5 protein-coding genes and 1 pseudogene are annotated in these 4660 nt (G+C 67.6%); 4 read left to right on the top strand and 2 right to left on the bottom strand.

From position 1 onward, the window contains the following. Window positions 1-237, bottom strand: a 237-nt coding sequence (locus tag AX744_RS07830) for a vitamin K epoxide reductase family protein (protein ID WP_331709298.1), incomplete at its 3' end; no start/stop codon positions are given. 283 nt (window positions 238-520) lie between these two features. Here AX744_RS07830 and AX744_RS07825 point away from each other — a divergent pair. Further along, a complete protein-coding gene (locus tag AX744_RS07825; RefSeq protein ID WP_061016169.1) occupies window positions 521-3127 on the top strand; it encodes an Rne/Rng family ribonuclease in 2607 nt (868 codons plus the stop codon). Here the strand turns inward: AX744_RS07825 and AX744_RS07820 are convergent. Further along, on the bottom strand, window positions 3092-3358 hold the full coding sequence (locus tag AX744_RS07820; protein ID WP_046749242.1) for a DUF4031 domain-containing protein: 267 nt from the start codon (window positions 3356-3358) through the stop codon (window positions 3092-3094). The two genes, AX744_RS07825 and AX744_RS07820, sit on opposite strands and share 36 nt — an antisense overlap. Before the next feature lie 246 nt (window positions 3359-3604). Between AX744_RS07820 and rplU the strand changes: the two genes are divergently transcribed. From rplU to obgE, 3 genes and pseudogenes are all read left to right on the top strand, one after another. Next, window positions 3605-3913 (top strand): 50S ribosomal protein L21, encoded by a 309-nt coding sequence (rplU, locus tag AX744_RS07815; RefSeq protein WP_072591411.1) that lies wholly within the window; start codon window positions 3605-3607, stop codon window positions 3911-3913. Window positions 3914-3931: 18 nt separating this feature from the next. Beyond that, entirely contained in the window at window positions 3932-4189 is a 258-nt protein-coding gene (gene rpmA, locus AX744_RS07810; protein WP_028501603.1) for a 50S ribosomal protein L27, read from the top strand. A 101-nt stretch (window positions 4190-4290) separates the two neighbouring features. Further along, a pseudogene (gene obgE / locus AX744_RS07805) lies at window positions 4291-4660 on the top strand (GTPase ObgE); the annotation flags it as partial.

The following is a 4660-nucleotide window of genomic DNA, read 5'->3' as shown; positions in this document are numbered from 1 at the left end:
CATCCACCCGGCGATACCGAGGATCGGGTTGGGGAAGCCGAAGACCTCTCCCTGCCACGACTCGAGGTTCTTCCCGCACTGGATCATCACGCTGACGTTGCAGCTCAGCACGGCGTCGGGGTTGGCCGCGAGGACGAACTTCTCGACCGTCAGCTGGAATGCGGCGAACCAGCCCACCACACTCGCGATGATCAGCCAGACGGCGTAGACGACGGGGCGGGTGCGCTGCTCGCTCATACTGGGGATTATCCCAGCGCCTGCTATGGATGGGGCGAGAACAGGCCGGACAAAACTCGCTGCGGACGACGGGATGCCGCGAACCGACCCACTTGGTGCGATAATGGCCTGTGATGCGATGAACGGCGTTTGCCGCGACACGCGTCGAGAAGACTTCGGGGTCCAATGCCCCACGCGATCAGAGCCATGAGCCGGTCGCAGACCGAGTGAGTTCGCGGAACCCGCGGGTACCGCATGAGATTTCACGGGGCACCTAGTGTCCCGTGCAGGGAGTAAGCCAGAGATGGCCGATGAGAACAATGACAACAACGCCCCCACCCTCGACTTCCCGGCTGACGCCGCGGGAGAGCTGACGGAGCCCACCGCTCCGGATGTCGACGGCACTGCAGAGGCGTCGATCGAGGGTGACGAGAACTCCGACGCCGCTGAACGGGCCGAGGACGCCGCTGCCGATGCTGTCGCCGCCGGCTACGCCGCGGCGGACGATGCCGCGGCTGCTGCCGACGATGCCGCTGCTGCGGCCGATTCCGTCGCTGATGCCGTGGCTGAGGCGGAAGCCGAAGCTGCCGCTGACGCGGAAGCGGCTGCCGAGGCCCAGGCTGCTGCTGAGGCGCTCGAGGTGCCGGAGGGGGAGTCCGCCGTCGCGGAGAAGCCCTCGGAAGCCGGAGTCGTCGAGGAAGCCACCGCAGAGGAGTCGGTCGCGCAGTCGACGACCGCCGTCGAGGCGACCGTCACCGAGGAGGAAGCTCCGGCCGCTCCCGAAGCTCCGGGTCCGGTGACTGCTGTGTCGCTCGGTCTGCTTCCCGAGGTGTTCGTCTCGCAGGTCTCCACACAGCTGCACTTCTACGCGCCTGAGATCGTCCCGCTCCCCGCGCAGCCGGGGCGCGAGCGCATCTTCGACCGGATCGCCGAGCGCGAGCAGTCGCAGGACGAGCCCGCGGGTCGTGGCCGCGGCCGTCGCCGCCGTGGCGGTTCCGAGGGTGACGACCAGCGCGAAGAGCCGCGTCAGCGTCAGCGCGTCGTCGAGTACATCACCGAGCCGAAGGCCATCAAGGGATCCACCCGCCTCGAGGCGAAGAAGCAGCGTCGCCGGGACGGGCGTGACGCTGGTCGTCGTCGCCCCGTCGTGACCGAGGCCGAGTTCCTCGCACGTCGCGAGTCCGTCGACCGCAAGATGGTCGTGCGCTCCAAGAACGGCCGCACGCAGATCGGTGTCCTCGAAGACGGCGTGCTGGTCGAGCACTACGTCGCCCGGAACCAGGACGCGTCGTTGATCGGCAACGTCTACCTCGGACGCGTGCAGAACGTGCTTCCCAGCATGGAGGCCGCGTTCGTCGACATCGGTCGTGGACGCAACGCCGTGCTGTACTCCGGCGAGGTCGACTGGGACGGCGTCGAGACGGGCAACCAGCCGCGCCGCATCGAACTGGCGCTCAAGCCCGGCGATCGCGTGCTCGTCCAGGTCACCAAGGACCCGGTCGGACACAAGGGTGCTCGTCTCACCAGCCAGATCTCCCTGCCCGGCCGCTACCTGGTCTACGTGCCGGGCGGTTCCATGAACGGCATCAGCCGCAAGCTTCCCGACAACGAGCGGGCACGCCTCAAGCGCATCCTCAAGGAGGTGCTGCCGGAGTCCTCCGGGGTGATCGTCCGCACGGCGGCCGAGGGTGCCACCGAGGACCAGCTCACTCGTGACGTGCAGCGTCTCACCTCGCAGTGGGAGCACATCCAGAAGCAGGTCGAGAACCAGCAGGCGCCCGCGCTCCTGCACGCGGAGCCCGACCTTCTCGTGAAGATCGTCCGCGACGTCTTCAACGAGGACTTCACCAAGATGCTCATCCAGGGCGAGGATGCGCAGCAGACCATCCGCGCCTACCTGGAGAGCGTGGCTCCCGACCTGCTCGAGCGCGTCGAGGCGTATGAGGACGAGACCGATCCGTTCGATGCGTTCCGCATCACGGAGCAGATCGAGAAGGCTCTCGATCGCAAGGTGTGGCTGCCCTCTGGTGGCTCGCTCGTGATCGACCGCACCGAGGCCATGACGGTCGTCGACGTCAACACCGGCAAGTTCGTCGGCTCGGGCGGAAACCTCGAGGAGACGGTCACCAAGAACAACCTCGAGGCAGCGGAGGAGATCGTCCGCCAGCTGCGGCTGCGTGACATCGGCGGCATCATCGTCGTCGACTTCATCGACATGGTCCTGGAGTCCAACCGCGATCTCGTGCTGCGGCGCCTGATCGAATGCCTGAGCCGCGACCGGACCAAGCACCAGGTCGCCGAGGTCACCTCGCTCGGGCTCGTGCAGATGACGCGCAAGAAGCTGGGGCTCGGCCTGCTCGAGACCTTCAGCGAGGCCTGCGAGGTCTGCGCCGGCCGCGGCGTCATCGTGCACCACGACCCGGTCGTGAAGCACCGCTCCAACGGCAACAACAACGGCGGCGGCAACGGCGGCAACGGGCAGAGCGGCCGTCGTCAGCGCGGCGGCGGTGGCAACGGGAACGGTCAGAACCAGAGCGCTCCGGCTGCCTCCGCGGTCACCCACAGCATCACGGAGGGGGCGAAGTCGGCCCTCGCGCAGATCGCCGCCTCCACCATCGCTCCGGCGGCGGATGGGGCACCGGAAGCCGAGGCGGCCGACGTCGCGTCGGAAGTGCCGGCCGCTGCCGATCGTCCGAAGAAGGCTCGCAAGAAGCGAGGCGGCGACCGCAAGGGCCCGAAGTCTCCCGCCGAGGCGCTGCTCGACTCGGTCCTCGACGCTCTCCCGGAGCCGAAGGCGCCGGGTCAGGGACGAGGACGTCGTCGGGTGAGCACAGCGGCGCTCACCGGCACGCCCGTCTCGGTGAACAACGAGCCGTCAGCGCCGGTCGCGGCTGCGGACTCGGAGTCCTGAGGCGATCAGTCGACGCACCAGCTCCTTGCCCGCGACGTGCTGGGCGCCGGCGGCGACGAGCCGGGGGATGATCTCCTCCGGCACGTCGTAGTGGTCGAGATCGAAAGCGCGTGCGGCGACGTCGTTCTCGCGCGCGAACGCGTGCAGCTCGTCGAGGCTCTCGTCGCTCACGAGGTGCGCCCACAGGCGTCCGTGGGCGGGCCAGAGCGGGTCGTCGACGAGTACGGTCACCCTTTCAGCCTAGGTCCGCGCCGGTGGGGCAGGGGCTGCTGGAGCGAGCCGCGATGTACGGACCCACCTCGCTTTGCGACACCGACCCGCATCCGGTAAAGTAGTCCCTTGGTGCGTATGCCGCGTCGTCCTCGTCGGTCGAAGCGGAGAGCCTTGCGTTCGCGCCCGCCGTTCCACGGTGCATGCAAGCAACAGTCTTCCCGTGAGATCTCGGAGCCGCGAGCTCCCCAACGAAACAGGTATGAAGTGGTTTACGCAGTAGTGCGCGCCGGTGGGCGGCAGGAGAAGGTCGAGGTCGGCACGATCGTTCAGCTCGACCGTGTCAAGGCTGCCCAGGGCGAGAAGATCGAGCTGGCCGCTGTGCTGCTCGTCGACGGCGCCTCGGTGACCACCGACGCTGACTCGCTGGCCAAGGTCAAGGTCACGGCTGAGGTCATCGGCAACCTCCGCGGCCCGAAGATCATCATCCAGAAGTACAAGAACAAGACCGGCTACAAGAAGCGCCAGGGCCACCGTCAGGAGCTCACGCGCGTCAAGATCACCGGCATCAAGTAAGCCAGAGGGGACTAGGACATGGCACATAAAAAGGGCGCAAGCTCAACCCGTAACGGTCGTGACTCCAACGCTCAGCGCCTCGGCGTGAAGCGCTTCGGCGGTCAGCAGGTCCTCGCCGGCGAGATCATCGTCCGCCAGCGCGGCACGCACTTCCACCCCGGCGTCAACGTCGGCCGTGGCGGCGACGACACGCTGTTCGCTCTGGCCGCCGGTGCGGTCCAGTTCGGCGCGAAGGGCGGCCGCAAGGTCGTCAACATCGTCGCCGCAGCTGAGTGATCACAGCGCGACACTAGTTATCCGGTTCGGGGCGGGCTTCGGCTCGCCCCGTCCGTGTATCTGCACACCGAAACACCACTCACATACAGGGGAATCCGCACATGGTCACGTTCGTCGACACCGTCACACTGCACCTTCGTGCGGGTAAGGGCGGCAACGGCTGCGTTTCCGTGCACCGCGAGAAGTTCAAGCCGCTGGGTGGTCCCGATGGAGGCAACGGCGGCGACGGCGGAGACGTCGTCCTCGTGGCGGACCCGCAGACCGGAACGCTGCTGTCGTACCATCACTCGCCGCACCGGTCCTCCGGCAACGGCGGTCCCGGCATGGGCGATCACCGTTCCGGCTTCCTGGGTGAGACGCTCGAGCTCCCCGTGCCGGTCGGCACCGTGGTGAAGAACACCGCGGGTGAAGTCCTCATCGACATGATCATCCCCGGCGAGCGGTTCGTCGTCGCGAAGGGCGGGATGGGCG

Source organism: Microbacterium sp. CCH5-D1 (assembly GCF_001557335.1).
GTDB lineage: Bacteria > Actinomycetota > Actinomycetes > Actinomycetales > Microbacteriaceae > Microbacterium > Microbacterium oxydans.
Note: the sequence above shows the minus strand (reverse complement) of the source record. Positions and strands in the feature narration are given on the sequence as shown.